Origin of the sequence: Streptomyces sp. NBC_01317 (assembly GCF_035961655.1) — a bacterium.
In the GTDB taxonomy this organism is placed as follows: Bacteria; Actinomycetota; Actinomycetes; order Streptomycetales; family Streptomycetaceae; genus Streptomyces.
The window spans coordinates 3,429,759-3,454,345 of sequence record NZ_CP108393.1 but is presented as its reverse complement, the minus strand read 5'-3'; the positions used below and the strand labels follow the sequence as shown (position 1 = coordinate 3,454,345).

27 protein-coding genes and 3 tRNA genes are annotated in these 24,587 nt (G+C 71.8%); 24 read left to right on the top strand and 6 right to left on the bottom strand.

The genetic code is table 11. The features are described 5' to 3' along the window. Nucleotides 1-28: 28 nt before the first annotated feature. From OG349_RS14615 to OG349_RS14555, 13 genes are all read left to right on the top strand, one after another. Nucleotides 29-421: an NADH-quinone oxidoreductase subunit A gene (locus OG349_RS14615; RefSeq protein ID WP_327235012.1), complete on the top strand. Its 393-nt coding sequence runs from the start codon at nucleotides 29-31 to the stop codon at nucleotides 419-421. Then, nucleotides 412-1,020 carry an NADH-quinone oxidoreductase subunit B gene (locus OG349_RS14610; protein ID WP_327235011.1) on the top strand — a complete coding sequence of 203 codons (609 nt, stop codon included), beginning with the start codon at nucleotides 412-414 and terminating at the stop codon, nucleotides 1,018-1,020. Before OG349_RS14615 ends, OG349_RS14610 begins: the two co-directional genes overlap by 10 nt. Next, entirely contained in the window at nucleotides 1,017-1,916 is a 900-nt protein-coding gene (locus OG349_RS14605; RefSeq protein ID WP_442806250.1) for an NADH-quinone oxidoreductase subunit C, read from the top strand. Before OG349_RS14610 ends, OG349_RS14605 begins: the two co-directional genes overlap by 4 nt. After that, nucleotides 1,913-2,881, top strand: a complete 969-nt coding sequence (locus OG349_RS14600; RefSeq protein ID WP_161310826.1) for a complex I subunit 1/NuoH family protein — start codon at nucleotides 1,913-1,915, stop codon at nucleotides 2,879-2,881. The genes OG349_RS14605 and OG349_RS14600 overlap by 4 nt, the downstream gene beginning before the upstream one ends. Next, complete coding sequence (locus OG349_RS14595; protein ID WP_327235010.1) at nucleotides 2,881-3,480, top strand: NuoI/complex I 23 kDa subunit family protein; 600 nt, start codon at nucleotides 2,881-2,883, stop codon at nucleotides 3,478-3,480. The genes OG349_RS14600 and OG349_RS14595 overlap by 1 nt, the downstream gene beginning before the upstream one ends. Next, a complete protein-coding gene (locus OG349_RS14590) occupies nucleotides 3,477-4,097 on the top strand; it encodes an NADH-quinone oxidoreductase subunit J family protein (protein ID WP_327235009.1) in 621 nt (206 codons plus the stop codon). Before OG349_RS14595 ends, OG349_RS14590 begins: the two co-directional genes overlap by 4 nt. Then, the gene (gene nuoK / locus OG349_RS14585) at nucleotides 4,097-4,435 is read left to right on the top strand and encodes an NADH-quinone oxidoreductase subunit NuoK (protein WP_167028703.1); all 339 of its coding nucleotides are present in this window, start codon (nucleotides 4,097-4,099) and stop codon (nucleotides 4,433-4,435) included. Before OG349_RS14590 ends, nuoK begins: the two co-directional genes overlap by 1 nt. After that, nucleotides 4,432-6,438 carry an NADH-quinone oxidoreductase subunit 5 family protein gene (locus OG349_RS14580; protein WP_327235008.1) on the top strand — a complete coding sequence of 669 codons (2,007 nt, stop codon included), beginning with the start codon at nucleotides 4,432-4,434 and terminating at the stop codon, nucleotides 6,436-6,438. The genes nuoK and OG349_RS14580 overlap by 4 nt, the downstream gene beginning before the upstream one ends. Nucleotides 6,439-6,465: 27 nt before the next feature. Next, nucleotides 6,466-8,127 (top strand): NADH-quinone oxidoreductase subunit M, encoded by a 1,662-nt coding sequence (locus OG349_RS14575; protein WP_327238574.1) that lies wholly within the window; start codon nucleotides 6,466-6,468, stop codon nucleotides 8,125-8,127. Further along, nucleotides 8,124-9,680, top strand: a complete 1,557-nt coding sequence (locus OG349_RS14570; RefSeq protein WP_327235007.1) for an NADH-quinone oxidoreductase subunit N — start codon at nucleotides 8,124-8,126, stop codon at nucleotides 9,678-9,680. The genes OG349_RS14575 and OG349_RS14570 overlap by 4 nt, the downstream gene beginning before the upstream one ends. A 249-nt stretch (nucleotides 9,681-9,929) precedes the next feature. Further along, nucleotides 9,930-10,793 carry a zinc metalloprotease HtpX gene (gene htpX, locus OG349_RS14565; protein WP_161310831.1) on the top strand — a complete coding sequence of 288 codons (864 nt, stop codon included), beginning with the start codon at nucleotides 9,930-9,932 and terminating at the stop codon, nucleotides 10,791-10,793. Next, nucleotides 10,790-11,182 (top strand): YccF domain-containing protein, encoded by a 393-nt coding sequence (locus OG349_RS14560; protein WP_327235006.1) that lies wholly within the window; start codon nucleotides 10,790-10,792, stop codon nucleotides 11,180-11,182. Before htpX ends, OG349_RS14560 begins: the two co-directional genes overlap by 4 nt. A 102-nt stretch (nucleotides 11,183-11,284) precedes the next feature. After that, on the top strand, nucleotides 11,285-11,461 hold the full coding sequence (locus OG349_RS14555) for a hypothetical protein (protein ID WP_327235005.1): 177 nt from the start codon (nucleotides 11,285-11,287) through the stop codon (nucleotides 11,459-11,461). Here the strand turns inward: OG349_RS14555 and OG349_RS14550 are convergent. Further along, nucleotides 11,443-12,708: an APC family permease gene (locus tag OG349_RS14550; protein ID WP_327235004.1), complete on the bottom strand. Its 1,266-nt coding sequence runs from the start codon at nucleotides 12,706-12,708 to the stop codon at nucleotides 11,443-11,445. The two genes, OG349_RS14555 and OG349_RS14550, sit on opposite strands and share 19 nt — an antisense overlap. Nucleotides 12,709-12,794: 86 nt before the next feature. Here OG349_RS14550 and OG349_RS14545 point away from each other — a divergent pair, with 86 nt between their 5' ends. Then, entirely contained in the window at nucleotides 12,795-13,070 is a 276-nt protein-coding gene (locus OG349_RS14545; protein WP_327235003.1) for a GlsB/YeaQ/YmgE family stress response membrane protein, read from the top strand. A 49-nt stretch (nucleotides 13,071-13,119) separates the two neighbouring features. Here OG349_RS14545 and OG349_RS14540 read toward each other — a convergent pair whose 3' ends face one another. Both OG349_RS14540 and OG349_RS14535 read right to left on the bottom strand, forming a co-directional pair. Beyond that, nucleotides 13,120-13,782 (bottom strand): alpha-ketoglutarate-dependent dioxygenase AlkB family protein, encoded by a 663-nt coding sequence (locus tag OG349_RS14540; RefSeq protein ID WP_327235002.1) that lies wholly within the window; start codon nucleotides 13,780-13,782, stop codon nucleotides 13,120-13,122. Nucleotides 13,783-13,861: 79 nt separating this feature from the next. Beyond that, the gene (locus OG349_RS14535) at nucleotides 13,862-14,350 is read right to left on the bottom strand and encodes a YajQ family cyclic di-GMP-binding protein (protein WP_161310837.1); all 489 of its coding nucleotides are present in this window, start codon (nucleotides 14,348-14,350) and stop codon (nucleotides 13,862-13,864) included. 252 nt (nucleotides 14,351-14,602) lie between these two features. Between OG349_RS14535 and OG349_RS14530 the strand changes: the two genes are divergently transcribed. Beyond that, nucleotides 14,603-14,684: transfer RNA gene (locus OG349_RS14530), tRNA-Tyr, on the top strand. 254 nt (nucleotides 14,685-14,938) lie between these two features. Beyond that, on the top strand, nucleotides 14,939-16,129 hold the full coding sequence (locus tag OG349_RS14525; protein WP_442806249.1) for an ATP-grasp domain-containing protein: 1,191 nt from the start codon (nucleotides 14,939-14,941) through the stop codon (nucleotides 16,127-16,129). A 95-nt stretch (nucleotides 16,130-16,224) separates the two neighbouring features. Here OG349_RS14525 and OG349_RS14520 read toward each other — a convergent pair whose 3' ends face one another. Continuing rightward, complete coding sequence (locus tag OG349_RS14520; protein ID WP_327235001.1) at nucleotides 16,225-16,887, bottom strand: SDR family oxidoreductase; 663 nt, start codon at nucleotides 16,885-16,887, stop codon at nucleotides 16,225-16,227. Between the two features lie 126 nt (nucleotides 16,888-17,013). After that, nucleotides 17,014-18,411: an amidohydrolase family protein gene (locus OG349_RS14515; protein WP_327235000.1), complete on the bottom strand. Its 1,398-nt coding sequence runs from the start codon at nucleotides 18,409-18,411 to the stop codon at nucleotides 17,014-17,016. A 261-nt stretch (nucleotides 18,412-18,672) separates the two neighbouring features. Here OG349_RS14515 and OG349_RS14510 point away from each other — a divergent pair. The 8 genes from OG349_RS14510 to OG349_RS14475 all read left to right on the top strand — a co-directional run bounded on the left by OG349_RS14510 (nucleotide 18,673) and on the right by OG349_RS14475 (nucleotide 23,510). After that, nucleotides 18,673-18,745 (top strand) — tRNA-Thr (locus OG349_RS14510). Between the two features lie 47 nt (nucleotides 18,746-18,792). Next, a tRNA-Met gene (locus OG349_RS14505) sits at nucleotides 18,793-18,865 on the top strand. A 96-nt stretch (nucleotides 18,866-18,961) separates the two neighbouring features. After that, on the top strand, nucleotides 18,962-19,126 hold the full coding sequence (gene rpmG / locus OG349_RS14500) for a 50S ribosomal protein L33 (RefSeq protein ID WP_003956487.1): 165 nt from the start codon (nucleotides 18,962-18,964) through the stop codon (nucleotides 19,124-19,126). Nucleotides 19,127-19,211: 85 nt separating this feature from the next. Beyond that, nucleotides 19,212-19,664, top strand: a complete 453-nt coding sequence (locus OG349_RS14495; RefSeq protein WP_327234999.1) for a MaoC family dehydratase N-terminal domain-containing protein — start codon at nucleotides 19,212-19,214, stop codon at nucleotides 19,662-19,664. A gap of 5 nt (nucleotides 19,665-19,669) precedes the next feature. Then, nucleotides 19,670-20,098, top strand: coding sequence for a MaoC family dehydratase (locus tag OG349_RS14490; RefSeq protein ID WP_327234998.1), 429 nt, complete (start codon nucleotides 19,670-19,672; stop codon nucleotides 20,096-20,098). Between the two features lie 135 nt (nucleotides 20,099-20,233). After that, nucleotides 20,234-20,797, top strand: a complete 564-nt coding sequence (locus OG349_RS14485) for a TetR/AcrR family transcriptional regulator (protein ID WP_327234997.1) — start codon at nucleotides 20,234-20,236, stop codon at nucleotides 20,795-20,797. Between the two features lie 122 nt (nucleotides 20,798-20,919). Then, complete coding sequence (locus OG349_RS14480; protein ID WP_327234996.1) at nucleotides 20,920-22,368, top strand: MFS transporter; 1,449 nt, start codon at nucleotides 20,920-20,922, stop codon at nucleotides 22,366-22,368. Nucleotides 22,369-22,454: 86 nt separating this feature from the next. Further along, complete coding sequence (locus OG349_RS14475; RefSeq protein WP_327234995.1) at nucleotides 22,455-23,510, top strand: UDP-N-acetylmuramate dehydrogenase; 1,056 nt, start codon at nucleotides 22,455-22,457, stop codon at nucleotides 23,508-23,510. 18 nt (nucleotides 23,511-23,528) lie between these two features. On the opposite strand, the gene OG349_RS14470 is transcribed toward OG349_RS14475, so the two are convergent. Beyond that, entirely contained in the window at nucleotides 23,529-24,575 is a 1,047-nt protein-coding gene (locus tag OG349_RS14470; protein WP_327234994.1) for an adenosine deaminase, read from the bottom strand. Between the last annotated feature and the right edge of the window lie 12 nt (nucleotides 24,576-24,587).

Here is a 24,587-nt window from a genome sequence, read left to right as displayed (position 1 = left end):
CTACGGAGTCAGGGAGCGAGGGGCGGACGTGTCGGAACCGACCGTTCTCGCGGTGGACTACTTCCGGAGCTATTCGGTCGTCGGGCTGCTCGCGGTTGTCGGCGTGCTGTTCGTCGCCGTGGCCTTCGGGGCGGGCCGGCTGCTGCGGCCCGTGGTGCCGACGCCGGAGAAACTGCTCACGTACGAATGCGGCGTGGACCCCGTCGGCGAGGGCTGGGCCCACACCCAGGTCCGGTACTACGTCTACGCGTTCCTCTACGTGATCTTCGCCGTCGACTCGATCTTCCTGTTCCCGTGGGCGACCGTGTTCGCCGCCCCCGGCTACGGCGCGACGACGCTCGTCGAGATGTTCATCTTCCTCGGCTTTCTGGCCGTAGGACTGCTCTACGCATGGAAGAAGGGCGTCCTCGAATGGACGTGACCCCCCGAACGCCGCCGGCCCCGGTGCCGGTGGCGGCTCCCCAGCGCCTCGGTGTGCTTTCCCGGCTGGCGCCCGAGCCCATGAAGGTCGTCCTCAACTGGGGCCGCCGCTACAGCCTCTGGGTCTTCAACTTCGGACTCGCCTGCTGCGCCATCGAGTTCATCGCCGCGTCCATGGCCCGCCACGACTTCATCCGGCTCGGCGTGATCCCCTTCGCGCCGGGACCACGCCAGGCCGACCTGATGGTCGTCTCCGGCACGGTCACCGACAAGATGGCGCCGGCCGTCAAGCGGCTGTACGAGCAGATGCCCGAGCCCAAGTACGTGATCTCCTTCGGCGCCTGCTCCAACTGCGGCGGCCCGTACTGGGATTCGTACTCCGTGACGAAGGGCGTCGACCAAATCATCCCCGTCGACGTCTACGTACCGGGCTGCCCGCCGCGCCCCGAGGCGCTGCTCCAGGGCATCCTCAAGCTCCAGGAGAAGATCTCCCGCGAGTCGCTCGGCGACCGCTACGCCTCGGCGGGCCGCCCCTCGCCGGCCGCGCTCCGCAGCGGTCTGGTGCCTCCGCCGCCGCCCCCGGGGGAGGGCGTTTCGTGAGCGCGTACGACCGGCTGCCGGACGCCGTCGCCGAGATCTTCGGCGAGGAGGCCACGGCGGAGCGGGCGTACGGCCTCCTGACCGTCGACGTGCCCGCCGCGTCCTGGCTGACCGCGCTCGAAACGGCGCGGACCACCCTGGGCTGCACCTACTTCGACTGGCTGAGCGCCGTCGACGAACCGGGCACCGGCTTCCGCGTCTGCGCCCACGTCGCCGCCCTCGGCGCCGGTACGGTCCGCGCGCTCCTCGTCCGTACGACCGTCCCGCACGAGGCACCCGCCCTGCCCACCGCCCTCGGCGTCTACGCGGGCGCGGGCTGGCACGAACGCGAGACCCACGAGATGTTCGGCATCTCCTTCACCGACCACCCGAACCTCGTCCCCCTCCTGCTCCCCGAGACGTTCGAGGGCCACCCGCTGCGCAAGGACTTCGTCCTCGCGGCCCGGGTCGCGAAGGCGTGGCCGGGCGCGAAGGAACCGGGCGAGTCCGAGCACGGCGGCCCCAAGCGCCGCCAGATGCTGCCGCCGGGCGTGCCCGACCCGAACGAGTGGGGCCCGCTCAAGGGCCAACTCCCCGCCGCCCCGGCCCGCCCGGCCCGGGGCGCCCGCGCGGGAGCCACCCCGGCCGACCGCCCGCCGCGCCGCACCCGCAGCGTCACGGAGGGCTCGACCACCCAGGCCCCCACGCCCGCCACACCCCCTACGCCCGACGCCCCTTGGCGCGCCCCGGACACCGAGCGGCCCGCGCGGGACACCGAGCGCCCCGCGCCGGACACCGAGCGTCCCGCGCCGGAGCCGGAGCGTCCCGCGCAGGACACCGACCGCCCCGGCACCGGCCGGCCGGCTCCCGCCCCCGACACCGACACCGACACCGACCGGCCCGGAGGAGACGCGTGAACGACGTGCTCGACGTCGCCCTCCGGCTGATCGTCGTCTTCGCCGTGTTCCTCGTCCTCCCGCTCGTCGTGGGGCAGGCCGAGCACAAGGTGATGGCCCACATGCAGGGCCGCCTCGGCCCCATGTACGCGGGTGGCTTCCACGGCTGGGCCCAACTCGTCGCGGACGGCGTGAAGTTCGCCCAGAAGGAAGACATCGTCCCGGCCGCCGCCGACCGCCGTGTCTTCCAACTGGCCCCCGCCGTCGCCCTCCTCCCGTACCTCCTCGTCCTCGTCGTCATCCCGGTCGGCCCGAGCGAGGGCGCGGTCGGCCAGGTCGTCGACGCGGGCATCTTCTTCGTGCTCGCCGTGATGGGGGTCGGCGTGCTCGGCTCGCTCATGGCGGGCTGGGCGTCCGCCAACAAGTTCTCCCTCCTCGGCGGCCTGCGCACCGCCGCCCAACTGCTCGCGTACGAACTGCCGATGCTCCTCGCCGCCGCCTCCGTGGCCATGGCGGCCGGCACGGTCTCGCTGCCCGGCATCCTCCACGCGTTCGAATGGTGGTGGGTGCCGTGGCAGATCGTCGGCGCCCTGGTCTTCTTCGTCGCGGGCCTCGCCGAACTCCAACGCCCGCCCTTCGACATGCCCGTCGCCGACTCCGAGATCATCTTCGGCGCGTACACCGAGTACACCGGGCTGCGCTTCGCGCTCTTCCTGCTCGCGGAGTACGCGGGCATCGTCGTCCTGTGCGGTCTGACCACCGTCCTGTTCCTCGGCGGCTGGCACGGCCCCCTCGGGGGCGACGGGTTCGGCTGGGTCTGGACCCTGCTCAAGACCGCCGTGCTCGCCTTTGTCGTCATCTGGCTGCGGGTGAGCTATCCCCGCCTGCGCGAGGACCAGTTGCAGAAACTCGCCTGGACCGTGCTCATCCCTCTCGCTCTCGCGCAGATCGCGCTCACCGGCATCGTGAAGGTGGCGATCAACTGATGTCCCCGATCCCCGGCTCCGGCCTGGCCAAGGGGCTGGCCGTCACCCTGCGGACGATGACGCGGAAGACCGTCACCGCCCCGTACCCGGACGCCCAGCCCGAACTGCCGCCCCGCTCCCGGGGGGTGATCGGCCTGTTCGAGGAGAACTGCACGGTCTGCATGCTCTGCGCCCGTGAGTGCCCCGACTGGTGCATCTACATCGACTCCCACAAGGAGACCGTCCCGGCCGCCGCCCCCGGGGGCCGGGAGCGCAGCCGCAACGTCCTCGACCGGTTCGCCATCGACTTCTCGCTCTGCATGTACTGCGGTATCTGCATCGAGGTCTGTCCTTTCGACGCGCTGTTCTGGTCACCGGAGTTCGAGTACGCGGAGACAGACATCCGCGACCTGACCCACGAGCGGGACAAGCTCCGCGACTGGATGTGGACGGTGCCGGCGCCGCCCGCCCTCGACCCCGGCGCCGAGGAGCCCAAGGAACTCACCGCGGCCCACAAGACGGCCGGCAAACTCGCGGCAGCGGCAGCGGCAGCGGCGTCAGCAGCACCGGCACCGGCGGCGGACGAGCCGGGGCAGCCCGGTCAGGAGGCCGGCGAGTGACCCTCGCAGCAACCGCCGCCGCGGCCGGCCACGGCTTCCTGTCCCCGAGCGGCGTCGAGATCGCGTTTGTCCTGGTCGGCCTGGTCACCTTCGGCGCGGCCCTCGTCACTGTCACGACCAGACAGCTGGTGCACGCCGCCCTCTGGCTCGTCGTGACCCTCGGCGGCCTCGCCGTCGAATACCTGCTGCTGACGGCGGAGTTCATCGCCTGGGTGCAGGTCCTCATCTATGTCGGTTCCGTCGTGGTCCTCCTTCTCTTCGGACTGATGCTGACCAAGGCGCCCATCGGCCACTCACCGGACGCCGACTCGGAGAACCGCAAGGTCGCCCTCGCGGTCGCCGTCGCCGCGGCCGCCGCGCTGGTCTGGGTCGTCGTCGACGCGTTCCGTACGACGTGGGTCGACCTGGACGGACCGGCGCGGGGCTCCACGAAGGTGTCGGGACAGTTCCTCTTCCGCCACTGGGTGCTGCCCTTCGAGGCCCTGTCGGTCCTGCTGCTGGCGGCACTGGTCGGCGCGATCGTCCTCTCCCGCAAGAAGAGCGACACCCCGACCGGCCCCGACAGCACCGGCACGGCAGCCGGTCCCCGCCCCGGCCCCGGCAAGGAGAAGCGCTGATGCATCTCGCCTATCCCGCCGTCCTCGCGGCCCTCCTGTTCTGCACCGGGATCTACGGCGTCCTCGCCCGCCGCAACGCGATCCTCGTCCTGATGTCCGTCGAGCTGATGCTCAACGCCGTCAACCTCAACCTGGTCGCCTTCGACGTCTGGCTCCGGGACACCCTGCACTCCGGCCAGGCCCTGACCCTGTTCGTCATCGCCGTCGCCGCCGCCGAGATCGGCATCGGCCTGGCGATCGTCCTGATGGTGTACCGCAACCGCGGCACCTCGGACGTCGACCGGCTCCGCGACACCGCCGAGGCCCCCGACGGCACCAAGACTGAGGCCACCGCGTGACCACCACCACCCTCGCCGTTCTCGTCCCCCTCCTGCCGTTCCTCGGCGCCGCCGCCGGACTGCTCCTGGGCCGCGTCGCACCGGGATTCGTCCGCCCCCTGGCCGTCCTGCCCACCCTGACGGCCACCGCGCTCGCGATCACGGTCGCCGTACGCCAGGGCGGCGGCGCGGGCAACGGCACAGCGCCGCTGGACGCGGCGACCCGGCTCACCCCCACGGGCTCGGTCCCCATCGACCTCGCCCTGCACATCGACGGCTTCGCCGCGCTGGTCGCCGTCCTCGTCGGCACCGTCGCCACCTGCGTGCAGATCTACTCGACGGCCTATCTGCGCGACGACGCCCGCTACCCGTCGTACGCCGCCCTCGTCTCCCTCTTCACCTCCGCGATGCTGCTCGTCGTCTACTCCGGCGACCTGATGGTGCTCCTGGTCGGCTGGGAGATCATGGGCATCTGCTCGTACTTCGTCGTCGGCCACTACTGGGAGACCCCCGAGGCGCGCGCCGCCTCCCTCAAGGCCTTCCTGATCACCAAGCTCGGCGATGTCCCCTTCCTGATCGGCCTGTTCGCCCTCGCCGCCGACACCGGCACGTTCCGGATCACCGGCATCCTGAACGCGGTCTCGGAGGACGGCCTCGACCACCCCACCCTGATCGCCCTGCTGCTGCTCGCCGGCGTCGCGGGCAAGTCCGCGCAGTTCCCCCTCCACACGTGGCTCCCCGACGCGATGGCGGGCCCCACCCCCGTCTCCGCGCTGATCCACGCCGCGACGATGGTCGCCGCCGGCATCTACTTCGTGGCCCGCCTCCTTCCCGTGTTCACCGCCTCGAAGGCCGCCCTGGTCGTCCTCGCCGTGATGGCCGCGATCACCATGGTCGGCTCGGCCCTCGCCGCCCTCGCCCAGGACGACATCAAACGGGTCCTCGCCTACTCGACCATCGGCCAACTCGGCTACATGTCAGGCGCCCTGGCCCTCGGCGACCGCAGCGCGGCCGTCTTCCACCTGATCTCCCACGGCGCGTTCAAGGCCCTCCTCTTCCTCGGCGCCGGCGTGATCATCCACGCCGCCGGCACCAACTCGCTCGCCGCCATGTCGCGCATGGGCGGCCTCGCCAAGCGCATCCCCGACGCCTTCTGGACGATGACGGTCGCCCTGCTCGCCCTCGCCGCGATCCCTCCCTTCGCCGGCTTCTTCTCCAAGGAGTCCGTCCTCGTCGTCGCCGAGCACACCGCCCTCGGCACCGCCCACACCGCGCCCGGCGCCGCCGGCTGGGTCGTGCTCGTCGCCGGCCTGGTGACCGCGCTCCTCACCGCCGCGTACGCCACCCGCCTGTGGCTGCTCGCCTTCCGCGGCCACGGCGCCCAGGCCCCCGACCACGGCAAGCAGCCCGTCGCCATGAACGCCGTCCTCTGGGTCCTCGCCATCCCCTCCCTCGCACTCGGTCTGACCGTCGGCTACCTCGCCGACTGGTTCGACGGCGACAGCCTGGCGCCGAACCTCACCACCTCCGTCCTGGGCACAGGCATCGCGCTCGTCGGCGGCCTCACCCTCTACGGAGCCTGGCGCCACACCTCGGCCCTGACCGGCCGTACCCCCCTCGGCGCCGTCGCCGCGCACCCCGACGCGGAACCGGCCCAATCGGAGATCGAAGCCATCGAGACGCACCTCGCCGCCTACGGGGACATCGGCGCGGCCCACGACCCGGCCGACCCGGGCCGTCTGCTGCTGGGCCGCCTCCACCCCCACGCGGCGGCCGGATTCCACCTGGACGCGCTCTACGACCGCCTGTTCGTGCGCCCCGTCCTCGCCGCGGCCCAGCTCGTCCGCTTCCTCGACCGTGAGGTCGTCGACACGTACGTACGCGGCGCGGGCACCGGCACCCGCTGGCTCGGCGCCGCCGTCCGCCGCGCCCAGACGGGCAACGTGCAGACCTACCTGAGCGCCCTGCTGGCCGGCTCCGTCGTCCTGGCGATCGCCGCCGTACTCGTCGCCGCCGGAGCGTGAGCCGTGATCGATATCAGTGAATCCGTGATGCAGGCCCTTCTGGCGTTGATCGTCGCCGGACCGCTCATCGGCGCCGCCGCCGTGTTCCTCCCCGCGCCGCCCGGACTCAAGGGCAGCGGCCCCGACCAGGCAGTGCTCCGCCACGGCGTCACCGTCACCGGCGCGATCCTCATCGCCGCGATCGTCCTGGCCCTCGGCTTCGACCGCGACCACGCGTCGAGGATGCAGGCCACCACGGACATCAGCTGGATCGCGGCGCTGGACATCCGCATCCACCTCGGCATCGACGGCATTTCGCTCCCCCTTCTGGTCCTGACCGCGCTGCTGACCTTCCTCTGCGCGCTCTACAGCTACTTCAAGATGCCCTCGGGCCCCTCGCCCAAGGCGTTCGTCGCCCTGCTGCTCCTCCTCGAATCCGGCACCCTCGCCACCTTCGCCGTCCTCGACCTGCTGCTCTTCTTCCTGGCCTTCGAGATGGTGCTCATCCCGATGTACTTCCTGATCGCCCGCTGGGGCGGCTCGGAAGGCGTCCCGGGCGGCCGGCAGGCGGCGGCCTGGAAATTCATCCTCTACACCCTGCTCGGTTCCGTGGTCATGCTGCTCGGCCTGCTTCTCATCGGGCTGAGGGCGGGCACATTCGACATGGTGGCACTCGCCACTGACAACGGCCGCGGGCTCAGCACATCCACGCAGGTCATCGCGGTTCTGGCGATCGGCGTCGGCCTCGCGGTGAAGACCCCGATGTGGCCGCTGCACAGCTGGCTGCCCGACGCCCACACCGCCGCGCCGACCGTCGGGTCCGTCCTGCTCGCCGGGGTCCTGCTCAAGATGGGTACGTACGGGTTCGTCCGGATCGTCCTGCCCATCGCCCCCGACGGGATGCGGACCTTCGCGCCCTACCTCGCGGCCCTCGCCGTCGTCGGCATCATCTACGGGTCCCTGGCCTGCCTCGCCCTCGCCCGGCAGGGCGCGGGCGGCGACCTCAAGCGCCTGATCGCGTACTCGTCCGTCGGCCACATGGGCTTCGTGCTGCTCGGCATCGCCACGATGACCCCCACCGGCGTGAACGGCGCGCTCTTCGCCAACATCGCCCACGGCCTCATCACCGGCCTGCTGTTCTTCCTGGTCGGCGCCCTCAAGGACCGGTACGGCACCGCCGACCTGGACACCCTCGCCGGTGCGACGGGCGCCGCGCTCTACGGCCGCGCGCCCCGCCTCGGGGGCCTGCTCGCCTTCGCGGCCGTCGCCTCCCTCGGCCTGCCGGGCCTCGCCGGGTTCTGGGGCGAGATGCTCACGATGTTCGGCGCCTTCGACCCCGCCGCCGGCCTGAGCCGGCCCGCCTTCCTCACCTTCATGGCCGTCGCGGGCCTCGGCACGCTCCTCACCGCCGCATATCTTCTGATCGTCGTACGGAGGGTGTGCATGGGCGTGCAGGCCCCGCACCAGGCCGGCACGGCAGGCGCCCCGGACACTCCGGCGGCCCCGGACATCACGGACACCCCGGCCGCCCCGGACACCGGCGCCCGGGGAACCCCCGCCGCCCCGGGCTTCGCCGACGTACGGACGTACGAACTCGTCGCCTGGACCCCGCTCGTCGCCCTCACCGTCCTCGCCGGCCTCTGGCCCGCGGTCCTCCTCGGCCTCACCGACCCGGCCGTGCAGAAGCTCCTCGCAGGAGGCATGTCGTGACCGTGGCCGCCGACGGCGCCGCCAGCCTCGTCCAGTCCGTCGACTGGTTCGCGATCGCGCCCCCCACCCTCACCGCCGTGGTCGCCCTGGTCATCCTGGTGGCCGACCTCTTCGTCCCCGAGCACCGCAAACAGCTCCTCGGCGGCGTCGCGATCGCCGGCCTCGCCGCCGCGATGGCCCTCCTGCTGCCGCTGTGGAACGACGACCGCTCGACGTTCTGCCTCTCCGGCGAACCAGGCGGGGCCGGCGCGTGCAGCTACACCGCCGACCACTTCACGCTGGTCATCCAGCTGTTGGTGCTCGGCGGGGCCCTGCTCACCGCCCTGCTCTCCCTGACCGGGACCAAGGACCTCCCGGCGGGGGAGTTCTGGTTCCTGCTGCTCTCCTCGGCGGCCGGCGCCGCCCTGCTGCCCGCGTCCCGCGACCTCGCGACCCTCGTCGTCGCCCTCGAAGTGGCCTCGCTGCCCGCCTTCGCCCTGGTCGGGCTCAAGCGAGGCGACCGGCTCTCCTCCGAGGCCGCGCTGAAGTTCTTCCTCTCGTCGGTCACCGCGACGGCCGTGATGCTGCTGGGCGTCAGTTTCGTGTACGCCACGACCGGCACCCTGCACCTCACGGAGATCGCCGGCGCGCTGGACGACGTCCCAGGACAGTTGGCCACCCTCGCCCGGGCCGGTGTCGCCCTCACCCTGGTCGGCTTCGCCTTCAAGACCGCCGCCGCCCCGTTCCACTTCTGGGTCCCGGACACCTACGTGGGTGCCCCGCTGCCCATCGCCGCCTATCTCTCGGTGGTCGGCAAGGCCGTCGGCTTCACCGGGCTGATCCTGGTCACGGTCGTCGCGTTCCCGTCGTACGCGGACGTGTGGGGCCCGGTCCTCGCCTTCCTCGCCGCCCTGACGATGACCGTCGGGAACGTCGCCGCCCTCCGGCAGTCCGCCACACGCGCGTGGAGCGCCGTACGGCTCCTCGCCTGGTCCTCGGTGGCCCAGGCCGGCTACCTGCTGGTGCCGATCGCGTCCTCCGCGTACGCCGACGGGGACCGGATCGGCTCCACCGTCGCATACGCCCTCATGTACGCCGTCGTGAACCTCGGCGCCTTCGCGGTCGTCGCCCTGGTGGCCCGTACGGAACCGGAGAACCGGATCGCCGACTACCGGGGCCTGTACGCGCGCCGCCCGGCCGCCGCCGTCGCCCTGGCGTTCTTCCTGCTCTGCCTGGCAGGGCTGCCGCCCGGCATCATCGGCCTGTTCGCCAAGGTCACGGTCTTCTCCGCGGCCGTCGACGCGGGTCTCGGCTGGCTGGCCGTCTTCATGGCCGTGAACGTCGTGATCGCCCTCTACTACTACCTTCAGTGGACGGCACTCCTCTTCCGCGCCCCGGAGGGCGAGGAGGCACCGTCCGGCGCGGCCGTACGGCCGGCCGGGAACGCGGAACTGACCGCGCACGCCACCCCCGTCCCCCTCGCCGTGGCGATCGCCCTGACCGCCGCGATCGGCGTCGCCCTGTCGGGAGCCCCCCAGCTCGTCCTGCGCTTCGCCGACGTGAACCTGTTCTGAGCCCGTACGACGGCCCCTGAGGCACCCGGCCCGCCAGGAGGTGCCCCCTCAGAGGCCTCCGGCGGCCCCCTGGGTCCCGCAGGGCCGTCCCCGCCGGGACGTCCGCCACCCGGACGGCGTACGCCCCGGGCCGGGGCGGCAGGGAACCCGAACCCTCCGCCTGGCGTTGACCAGTACGGAAGCGTCCACTGAAGAGTGGAGCAGCACTCCGTAGAGGGTTCCCCTGCCGCACGATCTGGAGGGCGTACCGTGCACCGCCGGCACAACGGGTTGAGAACCGCCGTACTCCTCGGGGGCCTCTCCGCGCTCATCATCGTCATCGGCAGCTTCTTCGGCCGTACGGGGCTGATCGTCGCGCTGGTCGTGGCCGTCGGGACCAACGCGTACGCGTACTGGAACAGCGACAAGCTGGCCCTGCGCGCGATGCGGGCCCGGCCCGTCAGCGAATTCGAGGCCCCCCAGCTCTACCGCATCGTCCGCGAGCTCTCCACCGCCTCCCGCCAGCCCATGCCCCGGCTGTACATCTCACCGACCCAGGCGCCCAACGCCTTCGCCACCGGCCGCAACCCCCGCAACGCCGCCGTGTGCTGCACGGAGGGGATCCTCCAGATCCTCGACGAGCGCGAGCTGCGCGGCGTCCTGGGCCACGAGCTGAGCCATGTCTACAACCGCGACATCCTGATCTCGTCGGTCGCCGGTGCGCTCGCCTCGGTCGTCATGTTCCTGGTGAATTTCGCCTGGCTGATCCCCGTCGGCCGCTCGGACGACGACGACGGCCCCGGCATCGTCGGCTTCCTGCTGGTCCTGGTCCTGGGGCCGCTCGCCGCCTCGGTGATCCAGCTGGCCGTCAGCCGCTCCCGCGAGTACGAGGCGGACGCCTCGGGCGCCCAGATCACCGGCGACCCGCTGGCCCTCGCCAGCGCGCTGCGTAAGCTGGATGCGGGGACGAAACAGTTGCCCCTACCGTCCGAGCCGCGGATCGAGACCGCGAGCCACATGATGATCGCGAACCCCTTCCGCCCTGGCCAGGGGGTGTCCAAGCTGTTCTCCACGCATCCGCCGATGGCGGAACGTATCGCCCGACTAGAGCGAATGGCAGGTCGACGATCATGAGAACTCTCCTGAATGTGGTCTGGCTCGTGCTGTGCGGCTTCTGGATGTTCCTGGCCTATGTCGTGGCGGGGCTGGTGCTCTGCGTCACGATCATCGGAATCCCCTTCGGCCTCGCGGCCTTCCGCATCGGCTTCTACGCCCTGTGGCCGTTCGGCTACACGGCGATCGACCGCCCCGACGCGGGCGCACCGTCGTTCGTCGCCAACATCCTGTGGCTGGTCCTGGCCGGCTGGTGGCTCGCTCTCGGCCACATCTTCACGGGCATCGCGCTGTGCGTCACGATCATCGGCATCCCGCTGGGCCTCGCCAACTTCAAGCTGATCCCGATCTCGCTGATGCCGCTGGGCAAGGAGATCGTGCCGACCGACCAGCCGTTCGTGGTGCGCTGAGGCAGGGTCGCCCGCACGGGCCCACGGACCGACCTGCGGAGAGAAACCGCAGGTCGGAGTGGTTCCAGGCCCATTGTCAGTGCCATGGTCCACCATGAACACATGACCGACACCGAGCAGTCGCCGGAGGCCGCGGCCCCGGCCGGACCCGTCCTGTTCCCGGCCCTCGCCGCGTGGCAGCGTGACTGGGTCGACGGCACGTCCTGGTCGGAGGACGAGGAGAGCGACGCGGAGGCCCGGCCCTGGCCGGACTTCCGCACCTACATACCCGCGGCCTGAGTCCTCCGCCCCGGCCGGCGCCGCCGCCCGGCGTAGACGAGTGCTCCCATCGCCAGCACCCCGGCACCGGAGATCACCGAGGCGAGCGGCAGGGCCCACGCCAGCGCCACACAGCCCACCAGTCCACCCGCCGCCCGCACCCGGCCGGCGCCGACCGCCCGGCCCGTGCCCAGCGTCCACGCCGAGGCGTTGGCGATCGCGTAGTAGGCCAGTACGCCGAACGACGAGAAACCGATCGCCCCGCGCACGTCCGTGGTGGCCGCCACGACGGAGACCACGACGCCCACCGCCAGCTCCGCCCGGTGCGGCACATGGAAGCGCGTATGGACGGCGGAGAGCCCGCCCGGCAGATGCCCGTCCCGCGCCATCGCCAGTGTCGTCCGGGACACCCCCAGGATCAGCGCCAGCAGTGAGCCGAGCGCCGCCACCGCGGCTCCGGCCCGCACCACCGGTACGAGCCACGACGCGCCCGCGGCCCGTACGGCATCGGTGAGCGGCGCCGACGCCCGCCCCAGCTCACCGGCCCCCAGCACGGAAAGGACCGCCACGGCCACCGCCGCGTACACCACCAGCGCGATACCGAGCGCGAGTGGCACGGCACGCGGGATCGTACGGACCGGATCACGCACCTCCTCGCCCAGCGTGGCGATCCGCGCGTACCCCGCGAAGGCGAAGAACAGCAGGCCCGCTGCCTGGAGCACCCCGCCGGCGGACGCGTCCGCGACCGGCACCGGCCGCCCCGCCCCGGCCGCGTCCGAGCCGAGGCACACCACCACGACCACGGAGAGGATCACGAGCACGACCGCCACCACGACCCGTGTCAGCCACGCGGACTTCTGAACGCCCCGGTAGTTCACGGCAGTCAGCGCCACGACAGCCGCCACGGCCACGGCGTGTTCCCGCCCCGGCCACAGGTACGCGCCGACCGTCAGGGCCATGGCCGCGCACGACGCCGTCTTCCCCACGACAAACGCCCAGCCCGCCAGGTACCCCCAGAACGGGCCGAGCCGTTCCCGCCCATAGATGTATGTCCCACCGGATGCGGGGTAGAGGACGGCCAGCCGGGCGGACGACATGGCGTTGCAGTACGCGACCACCGCCGCCAGCCCGAGCCCCAGCAGCAGACCCGACCCCGCGGCCTTCGCCGCGGGCCCCAGAGCGACGAAGATCCCCGCCCCGACCATCGCCCCCAGTCCGACCACCACCGCGTCGAACACGCCCAGCGTGCGCCGCAACTCCTGTGTCATACGGCGCAGGCTACGGATCTCCGCAACCGCGCCCGGTCCCCGGGGCGTCTTCCGGGACAACACCGCACGAAAGGCAGGTTCAGGACATGGGCATCCTCGGCTGGATCATTCTCGGACTCCTCGCCGGAGCCGTTGCCAAGATTCTGCTCCCGGGACGGGACCCGGGTGGGCTGATCGGTACGACGCTCATCGGTATCGCGGGGGCCTTCGTCGGCGGCTGGATATCGGCGCGCTGGCTCGACCACCCCATCAACAAGGACTTCTACGACGGGCCCACCTGGCTCGCGGCCATCGGCGGGGCGTTTGTCCTGCTGGTGATCTACCGGCTCCTCTTCGGCAACTCCCGCTCCAGGACGCGCTGACAGGGCCCCGACGGCCAGGACCCGCCGACGGGGACCCACCGACCACCGCTCACCCACCCAGCCCGGTCTCCCGCAAGGTGATGTTCAACCGCCCGCCGGCCATCCCCGTGGCCGGATCGCCCGTCCCCGGGCGGACCTTGGGCACGCCGTGGTACGCCAGGCGCGACGCCCCTCCGAAGACGAAGAGGTCCCCGGAGGACAGCTCCACGTCCCGGTACGGCCGCCCCCGGTTCTCCGTGTTGCCCAGACGGAAGACGCAACTGTCCCCGATGCTCAGGGACACCACCGGAGCGAGGGACTTCTCGTCCTTGTCCTGGTGCATGCCCATCGTCGCGTCGCCGTCGTAGAAGTTGATCAGCGCGGTGTCGGGGGTGTACGCGGCCGCGCCCGCCGGATCGCCGTACGCCTCGGCCACCGCCGCCCTGCCCCACTCCACCAGCCAGGGCGGAAACGCCGCCACCCGGGCGCCGTTCACATCCCCGGCCGTGCGTGTGTAGCGGTAGGGCTGCCAGTGCCAGCCGAGACAGACGGTCCGTACGGACATCACGCCCCCGTTCGGCAGCACCGTGTGCCGGATCGGCACCGGACCCCGGGCCCACTCCCGGCAGGCCCGTACCAGCTCACGCTGCCGCTCCCCGGACAGCCACGCAGGTACGTGCACCGCCCCGGGCGCGACCACCTCCCGCGGCCTCGGGAACAGCTCGCCGCTCATGGGACCGGGAGGTCCGGCGTGCGGAGGAAGGGTGCGGAGGCGGGGGCGGACCGGCCGCCCCGCCCCCGTACCGCCGTCGTCACCGGTAGTTCACGAACTGGAGGGCGAAGTCGAAGTCACGCCCCTTGAGCAGGGAGATCACGGTCTGGAGGTCGTCCCGGCTCTTCGAGCTGACCCGCAGCTCGTCGCCCTGGACCTGCGCCTTGATGCCCTTGGGGCCCTCGTCCCGGATGATCTTCGCGACCTTCTTGGCGTTGTCCTGGGAGATGCCCTCCTCGATCGTGGCGAAGATCTTGTACTCCTTGCCGGAGAGCTGCGGCTCACCCGCGTCCAGCGACTTCAGCGAGATCCCGCGCTTGATCAGCTTGGACTGGAAGACGTCGAGGATCGCCTTGACCCGCTCCTCCGAGTTCGCCTGCATCAGGATCTTCTCGCCGGACCAGTCGATCGACGCTCCGACGTTCTTGAAGTCGTACCGCTGCGCGATCTCCTTCGAGGTCTGGTTGAGGGCGTTGTCGACCTCCTGCCGCTCGACCTTCGAGACGATGTCGAAACTGGAGTCGGCCATGTTCTGTGGCTCCTTCGATCGGGTGCGATGAGGTACGGGCCGGGTGCGCGTCCGCCGCGAACCGGGCGCCGGTCAGGCGCCCGACGCACGACCGGCAGCGCCCGACCGCTGCCGTAAAGCCTAGTCACCCGCACCCGCCCCCAGCGCTGATCAATCGGGTGGCGGAGCACCCCCGGGCATCGGGTATCGTTTACGTCGTCGCCAAGGGACACCAGCACCAACGGTCCTCCCGAGGCGACAGCACCATCCCATGGCGGTGTGCCCGAGTGGCCAATGGGAGCGGACTGTAAATCCGCCGGCTTAGCCTTCCCAGGTTCGAATCCTGGCGCCGCCACATCGAACGGCCCCTGTTCCGCGGAGACGCGGGGCGGGGGCCGTTGTCGTGCGCGGCCGATCGGCGGCAGGCCGGCCGCCGATGGGCACGCCGGGCATGAAATCTCATCGTCATCGTTTCGGGCTACGATCCGCTCACACATGATCGGAAATGGTCGGGTGGCCTTGCTTCGCAGGGCCTTCGGCGGGCTTCGCCTGCCCTGATGACGAAGGAGCTTCGCGATAGCACTACGGATATGGCTCAGCAGCGCAGGGGTGGCCACGACCCAGGTGATGCGGATGCTGCGCGACAACCCGGACGCCGTTGACGTCCGTATCTACGGGACCAACGTCGACCGGGACGCCCCCGCGCTCTCGGCCTGCGACGTGGGCGAGGTCGAGCCCCGTCATGTCAGCGACGACAACTACGCCGACTTCGCCCTCGACTTCTGCCGGCGGCACGGGATAGACGTCCTCATCCCGCCCCGGCGCCTGGCCGCGCTCGCCGGGCTGACCGACGTCTTCGCCCAGGGCGGCACGCGGCTGATGTGTTCACCGCCCGCCGCGATCGACGCGCTGACCAGCAAGAGCCGTGCGTACGAGGAGGCCGGGGCGGCCGGCATTCCCGTACCGCCCTGGCGGGTCGCCTCCGACGCCGCGAGCTTCCGGGAGGCGGTGGAGGAACTCTCGGCCACCGGGGAGAGAGTGTGCGTCAAACCCGCCGGTGAGTACTCGGCGTTCGGGTTCCGCATCCTGGACGACCGGCCCCTGCGCCTCAAGGACCTGCTGGCCGCGCCCGCTCCGCTGGCCTCCGTGGACGCGGTGGCCCACGCCTTGCGGCGGGCCGCCGACGAGGGGGAGACCGTTCCCGAACTCCTCGTCATGCCCTTCCTCGACGGGCCCGAAGTGAGCGTCGACTGCCTGTCGGCCCCCGGCGGCACCATGCTCGCCGGTGTCGCGAGGTCCAAGCAGGGCCGCTACCGGTACCTGCTCGACGACCCCGCCCCCACCGCGATCGCGCGCCGCCTCGTGGGCCACTTCGGGCTCGCGTACCTCTCCAACGTCCAACTGCGCCAGCGCAACGGCGAACCGGTACTGCTGGAGGCCAACCCCCGGGCGTCGGCGGGAATCTTCCAGACGGCGTTCACCGGGGTGAACCTGCCCTGGGCGGCCGTACGACTCCTGCTCCACGGCGACGCGGGCCCGCTCCCCGCCCCACGGCTGGGCGGCCGGCTCGCGATCACCGAAACGGCCACGGAGGTCCAGGGCGCCCCGTCCCACGGCGTTCCGGCGAACGGCCTTTCCGCGCACGGTGTTCCCACGCATGGCCTCCCCACGCACGGCGTCCCCGCGCCGCGCACCAGCCCGGAAGCAGAGTCGCTGCTCGACGAAGCGACAGCCACCACCGCGGCCGCCGCCCACGCCGCGGCGACGGTCACCGCCACAGCCGCAGTGGCGGCCGGCTGAGCGCGGGCCCCCGCGCGAACAGGACGGCCCCCGTCCGGCGGAGAACGCCGACCGGGGGCCGCTTGCACAGGGGCCGTGAGCTGCTGAGCCGGGGCCTACCCCTTCGCGGCCGCCACCGCCGCGACCGCTTCCTTCACCGGGGTCGTACCGCCGATCAGTTGCAGGGTCAGGCCCGCCGTCCCCGGCGTCTCCAGCAGTTCCGCCAGGACCGCCGCCACGTCGTCGCGCTGGACCGGCCCCCGGCCCGTCCTGTCCGCCAGGCTGACCAGACCCGTCCCGCCCTGGTTCTTCATCGCGCCCGGGCGCACGATCGTCCAGTCGAGCCCGGTCCTGGACTGTACATACTCGTCCGCCTGGCCCTTGGCCCGCAGGTAGACGTCGAAGACCTCGTCGCCCTCGTGGGTCGCGTCCGCGCCCATGTACGAGACGACGACGTAGCGCCGCACACCGGCCCGTTCGGCCGCGTCCGCGAAGAGGATCGCGCCGCCCTTGTCGACCGTCTCCTTGCGCTGCCGGTTGCCGTCGCCGCCCCCGCCCGCCGCGAAGACGACCGCGTCGGCGCCCTCCAGCACCGCGGCGACCTCCTCGACCGTGGTCGACTCGATGTCCAGGACGACGGGTTCGGCGCCGGCGGCCCGCAGATCGTCGGCCTGCTCCGGTTCGCGGATGACGCCCGCGACGTCGTGCGACCGTCCGGCGAGCAGCCGCTCCAGCCGTAGCGCGATCTGACCATGTCCTCCGGCGATGACAATTCGCATGATTCCGACGGTACGTCGGCCGGGCCCGTCCCGCCCACGGACGGGGCCGGCCGGATCACCGCCCGGCGGGGACGGGCACGCCGTCCGCGCTCACGGACGCGCGGCCGGACGCGCTCACGGACGCCTTCACGGACGCGCGTCCGGCCCTCCCTGGCGCGGCAGTTCGAGCGCGACCGCCGCCTCGGAGTCGCAGTACTCCCGTACCGCACTCGTACGGGCCACCACCCGCCCCCGGTGAACGACGATCCTGCTGTACGCGAGGGACAGCACGCCCGCGATCCCGTCGCCCCGTACCGCCAGCAGCTCCGCCGGAAACCCGGCCTCCACCCGTACCTCGGGCAGCCCCATCGCCGCCCGCGCCACCGTGCTCACGCTGTCGTACGCGTCCTCCGCCGCCAGCCCGCCCCGGGAGGCCAGCAGGTACGCCGCCTCCAGCGGATCGCCGCGCCCGACGGGGTTGGCCACGTCACGCAGGGCACCGCTGCCGGCCGCCACCCGTACCCCGGCGGCCCGCAGCAGCCGGACGGGCGCGACACCCCGGGGATCCGTACCGCCGCACCCGCCGCTCCCGTACGGCGTCCCACCGGATCCGCCGTTCCCGTACGGCGTCCCCACCCGCCGCCTCCCCGTACCCCCGTACTCCGCCGACCCCGACCCCGCCCCCGGCCCCACGCCCCCGCACGCCCCTTGCGGCAGGCAGACCACCGTCACCCCGGCCGCCGCCAGCTGGTCGGCCGCCCTCCCCGCCACCTCCACCGGCAGCAGGCTCAGCCCCGCGCACGGCCCGAGCGTCACCCCCGGCCGCAGCCCGCCCGCCATCGCCGCGAGCCGGGCCAGCCGGGCCGGATCGCCGCCGTCCGTGTGCAGGTCCACCGGGCAGCCGTGCTCGGCGGCCACCTCCAGCACCGCCTCCACGTACCCCGCCGGGTCCGGATCGAGGTCGGGGCAACCGCCCACCACCCCCGCGCCCATCTTCACCGCGTCCCGCAGCATCGCCAGCCCGTCGGCGCCCGCCACACCCGTGAGCAGCCGCGGCACGGCGACGGCGGTCACCTCGACCAGCCCGCGCAGCGAACGCCGCGCCTGGAGCAGCGCCTCCAGACGGCCGAGACCCTGGGCGTCCCCGATCCGTACATGCGAACGGAGGGCCGTCGCACCGTGCCCGAGCTGGAGGAGAGCGGCCTCGGTGGCGCGCCGCTGCACGTCCTCGGGGGAGTACGAGGGCGCGTACGAGGAGGAGGCGGCGGAGGAGTCCCCGGCGTCCCCCGCGTCCGCCGTCAGCGCCGTGTCGCTGTGCGCGTGCGGCTCGGCCGGGGCGGGCAGCAGCAGGTGGCCCGTCAGGTCCAGGCGCGCGCCGTGCGCGGTGAGGCTGCCCGCCGTACCCACGGCCTCGATCAGGCCGCCGCCCAGCCGCACGTCGACGATCCGGCCGTCGGGGAGTCGCGCACCGCCGAGGAGGAGCCCGGCGGCGGCCCGGTCGGACGGCTGCGACGGGGGCTGCGGCTGCGGGTGGCTGTCGGGCATCGCGCTCCTGGAGGGATCACCACGGGCGGCGGAGGGGGACAGAGGGGGGTCCGGATCTGTGATTGATGTCTCCGCCGAGGTCAGGATCACGCAGAGTGGACCGAGCCTAGGTGCGCCCCGGCCAGGCTTCGCGGAGGAGCGCAATAGTCGTACCGGCGAGGCCACCAGTGGCCTACGGGGCACAGGGGACCAGGGGCTCGGAAGGGGCCACGAAACGGATTTGGGCGATCGGCGAGGGACCGTGTAATGTCTTCATCGCTCGCCCCAATAGCTCAGTCGGTAGAGCGTCTCCATGGTAAGGAGAAGGTCTACGGTTCGATTCCGTATTGGGGCTCAGGTGTTCGGTGATCCTCGCCCTCGGGCGAGGGGATCCGACATCGAAGCGGTGTAGCTCAGACGGTAGAGCAAGCGGCTCATAATCGCTGTGTCACCGGTTCAAGTCCGGTCACCGCTACACAAAGTAGCCGATTGTGGGGTCGGTCCTTCGATCGGCTACTCTTTTCTGCGTTCATCTTTTCATCCGTAAACTGTCCGTCCAAGGAGCACTCACGTGGCTGCCACCGACGTCCGCCCGAAGATCACGCTGGCCTGCGTGGAGTGCAAGGAGCGGAACTACATCACCAAGAAGAACCGGCGTAACAACCCGGACCGTCTTGAGATGAAGAAGCATTGCCCGCGCTGCAACTCGCACACCGCGCACCGCGAAACGCGCTGAAACAGGCTCGCATGCGAGGCCGTCCCCTCTGGGGGCGGCCTCGTGTCGTTTGTAGTGGTCACATTCATCAGGAGGGAGCGAGTCCATGGCGCTCGATCAGTCCTTCGTGGGGCGGAGCTATCCGCCCACCGAGCCTTACGAGGTCGGCCGCGAGAAGATCCGTGAGTTCGCCGAGGCGGTGGGGGACACCAATCCGGCGTACACCGATCCCGAGGCGGCCAAGGAGCTCGGGCACACCGACGTGATCGCCCCGCCGACCTTTGTGTTCGCCATCACGTTCAAGGCGGCCGGCGATGTCATCGCCGATCCGCAGCTGGGGCTGGACTACAGCCGCGTCGTGCACGGGGACCAGAAGTTCGCGTACTCCCGGCCCGTCCGCGCGGGGGACCGGCTGACCGTCACGTCGACCATCGAGGCCATCAAGTCCCTCGCGGGCAACGACATCATCGACGTCCGCGGCGAGGTGCGCGACGAGGCCGGCGAACACGTCGTGACCGCGTGGACCAAGCTGGTGGCGCGCGCCGCCGAAGGGGCGTGAGGCGGATGGCCGCGAAGATCGGTTACGACGAGGTCGAGGTCGGTACGGAGCTGCCGGCCGGGAGCTTCCCCGTCACGCGGGCGACGCTGGTGCGGTACGCGGGTGCCTCCGGGGACTTCAACCCGATCCACTGGAACGAGAAGTTCGCCAAGGAGGTCGGGCTGCCGGACGTCATCGCGCACGGCATGTTCACCATGGCCGAGGCGGTCCGTGTGGTCACCGACTGGGTGGGCGACCCCGGAGCCGTCGTCGAGTACGGCGTGCGCTTCACGAGGCCCGTGGTGGTGCCCAACGACGACAAGGGCGCGCTGGTCGAGGTGAGCGCCAAGGTCGGCGCCAAGCTGGACGACAACCGGGTCAGGGTCGACCTGACGGCCATGAGCGCCGGTCAGAAGGTGCTGGGGATGTCCCGCGCCGTCGTGCGCCTGGCCTGAACGCCCGTACGACAGGACAGTGAGGGGCGCCCGCGCTTGCGGGCGCCCCTCACCCCTGTCCGAAGGCCCGCGTCCTTGAGACCCCCGGTCGGCCAGGGATTGACAAGGTTAGTTATCCATCAATAACTTAGTCGCATGGTCAGGATGAGCGCAGAGGAGCGGCGGGAGAGCGTGATCCGCGCCGCGGTCACCGAGTTCTCCCGCAGCGGCTACCACGGCACGTCCACCGAGACGATCGCCCGCCGCGTCGGTGTCTCGCAGCCGTACCTCTTCCGCCTCTTCCCGAACAAGCAGGCCATCTTCCTCGCGGCGGCGGAGCGCTGCCTCGCCGACACCACCCGGCTCTTCGGGCAGGCGTCCGAGGGGCTCACCGGCGAGGAGGCTCTGCACGCCATGGGCGCCGCGTACGTGGAACTCATCGCCGAGGACCCGGAGATGCTGCTCATGCAGATGCAGATGTACGTGACGGTCGCGGCCGCCGAGGCCGCGGGCGACCACTCCTTCGGTGAGCCGCTCCGGGCCGGCTGGACGAGGCTGTACGACTCGATCCACGGGACGCTCGGCGGCGACGAGGCCGGCACCAAGGACTTCCTGGCGCACGGCATGCTCATCAACACGCTCGTCTCGCTGGGCTTCCCGCCGGAGCACCGGCTCTGGGTGGGCGTGAAGGACGATCCTCCGGCCTTTCCCGTGGAGTGAGTCGTCCGCGGGCATCCGCAAGGCGTCCCGCAGGGGATCAGGGGGCCTTCCCCTGTCCGGCAAAGTTAGTGATCAATAACTAATCAACCATCTCGGCACAGCCGATCAGCAGGGGGAAAGAAATGACCCAGCCAGCAGCCAACCCGCCCCAGGCACTCGGCCCCCGGGCCGTCTGGGCCCTCATCATCACCGGTGTCGCCGGCTTCATGGCGGCCCTGGACAACCTCGTCGTCACCACCGCCCTCCCGTCCATCCGCGCGGACCTCGGCGGCGCGCTGGAGGACCTGGAGTGGACGGTGAACGCGTACACGCTCACCTTCGCCGTCCTCCTGATGTTCGGCGCGGCCCTCGGTGACCGCTTCGGCCGCAGGAAGCTCTTCCTCATAGGCCTCACGATCTTCACCGGCGCCTCCGCCGCCGCGGCCCTCGCCCCCGGCATCGACGCGCTGATCGCCGCCCGTGCCGTCCAGGGCGTCGGCGCGGCGATCATGATGCCGCTCACCCTCACCCTGCTCACCGCCGCCGTCCCGGCCGAACGGCGCGGCGCGGCCCTCGGCATCTTCGGCGCCCTCACCGGCCTCGCCGTCGCCAGCGGTCCCCTCATCGGCGGCACCCTCACCGAGCACCTCTCCTGGCAGTGGATCTTCTGGCTGAACGTCCCGATCGGCCTCGCCCTGCTGCCGCTCGCCCGGCTGCGCCTCCAGGAGTCCCGCGCCCCCCACGCCCGCCTCGACGTCCCCGGCACGCTCCTCATCAGCGGCGGGCTCTTCGGCCTCGTCTACGCCCTGGTCAACGCCAACGCCGACGGCTGGACCAGCTCCACCGTCCTCATCGGCCTGTTCGGGGGCTCCGCGCTGCTGGTGGCCTTCGTCCTCCACGGCATCCGCCGCCCGGACGCGATGCTTCCGATGCGACTGTTCAAGGACCGTGCGTTTTCCGGCATCAACGCCGCGAGCCTCCTGATGTTCCTCGGGATGTTCGGCTCGATCTTCCTGCTCAGCCAGTTCCTCCAGAGCGTCGTCGGCTACTCGCCCACCGAGGCCGGCCTGCGCATGCTCCCGTGGACCGGTATGCCGCTGCTGGTCGCACCGCTCGCCGGCATTCTCTCCGACCGCATCGGCGGCCGTCCCGTCGTCGTCGCCGGGCTCGCCCTCCAGGCCGTGGGCCTGGGCTGGTTCGCGACGGTCATCGCCCCTGACGTGTCGTACGGGGCCCAGCTCCCCGGTCTCATCCTCAGCGGCATCGGCATGGGCCTGTACTTCGCGCCCGCCGCCAGCCTGGTCATGTCCAGCGTCCGCCCGGCGGAACAGGGCATCGCCTCCGGCGCCAACAACGCCCTGCGCGAGGTGGGCGGAGCGCTCGGCATCGCGATACTCGGCGCGGTCTTCGCCGCACAGGGTGGTTACGAGAGCCCGCAGAGCTTCGCCGACGGTACGGTGCCCGCCCTGTGGATGGGCGCGGGTGTGGTGGCCCTGGGAGCCCTGTGCGCGTTCCTCATCCCGTCCCGCCACGCCCAGCGGCCTGGCGGCGCGCGGGACACCAAGGACGAGCGCGAGCCGGCGACGGTCTAAACAAGTCCGAACAGTCCGCACAACACCTCTCTGTACGGTCCGCCGGCAGCCGGTCTCCGGCCGTCGGCGGACCGTACTCTTGTCCCGTGCAGGAACTCCACGACGCGCCCCTCGCCCCCCTGACCACCCTCCGCCTCGGCGGTCCCGCCGGCCGCCTCCTCACGGCCACCACCGACGCCGACGTCGTCGACGCCGTACGGGCGGCGGACGAGGAGGGCACCCCCCTCCTGATCATCGGCGGCGGCAGCAACCTGGTCATCGGCGACAAGGGCTTCGACGGCACCGCCCTGCGCATCGCGACCACCGGCTTCCACCTCGACGGCACCACCCTCGAACTGGCCGCCGGCGAGGTCTGGACCGACGCCGTCGCCCGTACCGTCGAAGCCGGCCTCGCCGGGATCGAATGCCTCGCCGGAATCCCCGGATCGGCCGGCGCGACCCCGATCCAGAACGTCGGCGCGTACGGCCAGGAGGTCTCCAGCACCCTCACGGAAGTCGTCGCCTACGACCGCGCCGCCCGTGAGACCGTCACCCTCACCAACGCCGGGTGCGCCTTCTCGTACCGCCACAGCCGCTTCAAGGAGGACCCGGCGCGCTACGTCGTCCTGCGCGTCCGCTTCGCACTGGAGGACGCGGGCGGCCTCTCCGCCCCGCTCAAGTACGCCGAGACGGCCCGCGCCCTCGGCGTCGAGCCGGGCGAGCGCGTGCCCGCCGCCCTCGCGCGCGACACCGTCCTCAAGCTCCGGGCCGGCAAGGGCATGGTGCTGGACCCCGAGGACCACGACACCTGGTCGGCGGGGTCCTTCTTCACCAACCCGATCCTCACCGAGCAGGCCTACGCGGACTTCCTCACCCGCGCCAGGGCCCGCCTCGGCGACGACGTGACCCCGCCCGCCTTCCCGGCGGGGGAGGGCCTCAGGAAGACCTCGGCGGCCTGGCTGATCGACAAGGCCGGGTTCACCAAGGGGTACGGGACGGGCCCGGCCCGTATCTCCGGCAAGCACACGCTCGCCCTGACCAACCGCGGCGGGGCGACCACGGAGGACCTGCTCGCCCTCGCGCGCGAGGTGGTGGCCGGGGTACGGGACGCCTTCGGCATCACGCTCGTCAACGAACCGGTGACGGTGGGCGTCAGCCTGTAGCGCCCCGCCGGGGCCGCGTCAGCCCGCCAGCCAACTGTCGATCCCCGCCAGCAGCTTGTCCTGCGTCGGCGCGTCCGCCGCCGACCCCCGGACCGACTGGCGGGCCAGCTCGGCCAGTTCGGTGTCGTCAAAACCGTTGTGGTCGCGCGCCAATTCGTACTGCGCCGCCAGCCGCGACCCGAACAGCAGCGGATCGTCCGCGCCCAGCGCCATCGGCACCCCCGCGTCGAACAGGGTCCGCAGCGGTACGTCCTCCGGCTTCTCGTACACGCCCAGCGCCACGTTCGACGCCGGGCACACCTCGCAGGTCACCCCCCGGTCCGCGAGCCTGCGCAGCAGCCTGGGGTCCTCCGCCGCCCGTACGCCGTGCCCGATCCTGGCCGCCCGCAGGTCGTCCAGGCAGTCCCGTACGGACGCCGGGCCCGTCAGCTCACCGCCGTGCGGCGCCGCCAGCAGCCCGCCCTCCCTGGCGATCGCGAAGGCGCGGTCGAAGTCCCTGGCCAGCCCGCGCCGCTCGTCGTTGGACAGCCCGAAGCCGACCACGCCCCGGTCCGCGTACCGCACCGCGAGCCGCGCCAGCGTCCTGGCCTCCAGGGGGTGTTTCATCCGGTTCGCCGCCACCAGCACCCGCATGCCGAGACCGGTGTCCCGGGAGGCGGTGTCCACGGCGTCCAGGATGATCTCCATGGCCGGGATCAGCCCGCCGAGCAGGGGGGCGTACGAGGTGGGGTCGACCTGGATCTCCAGCCAGCCCGAGCCGTCCCGTACGTCCTCCTCGGCCGCCTCGCGGACCAGCCGCTGGATGTCCTCGGCGGTACGGAGGCAGGAGCGGGCGATGTCGTACAGGCGCTGGAAGCGGAACCAGCCGCGCTCGTCGGTGGCCCGCAGCTTCGGCGGTTCACCGCCGGTCAGCGCGTCGGGGAGGTGGACGCCGTACTTGTCGGCGAGTTCGAGCAGGGTCGTGGGCCGCATCGACCCGGTGAAGTGCAGGTGCAGATGGGCCTTGGGCAGCAGCGTCAGGTCGCGCGGTCGGGTGGTGCTCTCCATCTGAAGATCCTGCTGCATGCGAGCACCCCC

Bases quoted from the DNA above. Each gene is read 5' to 3' on its own strand.
- OG349_RS14610 (WP_327235011.1), top strand. From the start codon at position 412: ATGGACGTGACCCCCCGAACGCCGCCGGCCCCGGTGCCGGTGGCGGCT.
- OG349_RS14595 (WP_327235010.1), top strand. From the start codon at position 2,881: ATGTCCCCGATCCCCGGCTCCGGCCTGGCCAAGGGGCTGGCCGTCACC.
- nuoK (WP_167028703.1), top strand. From the start codon at position 4,097: ATGCATCTCGCCTATCCCGCCGTCCTCGCGGCCCTCCTGTTCTGCACC.
- OG349_RS14575 (WP_327238574.1), top strand. From the start codon at position 6,466: ATGCAGGCCCTTCTGGCGTTGATCGTCGCCGGACCGCTCATCGGCGCC.
- OG349_RS14560 (WP_327235006.1), top strand. From the start codon at position 10,790: ATGAGAACTCTCCTGAATGTGGTCTGGCTCGTGCTGTGCGGCTTCTGG.
- OG349_RS14555 (WP_327235005.1), top strand. From the start codon at position 11,285: ATGACCGACACCGAGCAGTCGCCGGAGGCCGCGGCCCCGGCCGGACCC.
- OG349_RS14550 (WP_327235004.1), bottom strand. From the start codon at position 12,708: ATGACACAGGAGTTGCGGCGCACGCTGGGCGTGTTCGACGCGGTGGTG.
- OG349_RS14545 (WP_327235003.1), top strand. From the start codon at position 12,795: ATGGGCATCCTCGGCTGGATCATTCTCGGACTCCTCGCCGGAGCCGTT.
- OG349_RS14540 (WP_327235002.1), bottom strand. From the start codon at position 13,782: ATGAGCGGCGAGCTGTTCCCGAGGCCGCGGGAGGTGGTCGCGCCCGGG.
- OG349_RS14535 (WP_161310837.1), bottom strand. From the start codon at position 14,350: ATGGCCGACTCCAGTTTCGACATCGTCTCGAAGGTCGAGCGGCAGGAG.
- OG349_RS14520 (WP_327235001.1), bottom strand. From the start codon at position 16,887: ATGCGAATTGTCATCGCCGGAGGACATGGTCAGATCGCGCTACGGCTG.
- OG349_RS14515 (WP_327235000.1), bottom strand. From the start codon at position 18,411: ATGCCCGACAGCCACCCGCAGCCGCAGCCCCCGTCGCAGCCGTCCGAC.
- OG349_RS14495 (WP_327234999.1), top strand. From the start codon at position 19,212: ATGGCGCTCGATCAGTCCTTCGTGGGGCGGAGCTATCCGCCCACCGAG.
- OG349_RS14490 (WP_327234998.1), top strand. From the start codon at position 19,670: ATGGCCGCGAAGATCGGTTACGACGAGGTCGAGGTCGGTACGGAGCTG.
- OG349_RS14485 (WP_327234997.1), top strand. From the start codon at position 20,234: ATGGTCAGGATGAGCGCAGAGGAGCGGCGGGAGAGCGTGATCCGCGCC.
- OG349_RS14480 (WP_327234996.1), top strand. From the start codon at position 20,920: ATGACCCAGCCAGCAGCCAACCCGCCCCAGGCACTCGGCCCCCGGGCC.
- OG349_RS14470 (WP_327234994.1), bottom strand. From the start codon at position 24,575: ATGCAGCAGGATCTTCAGATGGAGAGCACCACCCGACCGCGCGACCTG.